At 38.0% G+C, this 321-nt stretch carries 1 protein-coding gene; it reads left to right on the top strand.

Features of this window, described 5'->3' with window-relative positions; all coding sequences use genetic code 11:
- Window positions 1–321 (top strand): hypothetical protein (locus tag AB4512_RS23465; protein ID WP_372175927.1); only part of this gene is annotated, 321 nt, incomplete at both ends.

The following is a 321-nucleotide window of genomic DNA, read 5'->3' as shown; positions in this document are numbered from 1 at the left end:
GTTATACACCAAAGAGCTTCGATTTTGACCAAGATCAAGCGACGATTGCTCTGGCTATAAGAACTTCTTCAAATTTGATTGCAAAAATGATTGCTGAAGATGGTGAAAACGGAGTCGATAATAGTGGTTTTGTGACCTTTTCAAAATCAGATGATTTTGATGTTCATGTCGCTACGCAGCTATTTAAACAAGAATCGACACTAGACGGTGGTGCATTGATGGCTCAGTTATATGATCAAAACATGTCTAATGCACAGGTGTTAGAAGGTATGAATGAGCAAGCTGTTGTACAGAAGGCCAATACCAATAACCCAATTTATA

It is taken from the genome of Vibrio sp. 10N.222.52.B7 (assembly GCF_041474275.1).
GTDB lineage: Bacteria > Pseudomonadota > Gammaproteobacteria > Enterobacterales > Vibrionaceae > Vibrio > Vibrio crassostreae_C.
Note: the sequence above shows the minus strand (reverse complement) of the source record. Positions and strands in the feature narration are given on the sequence as shown.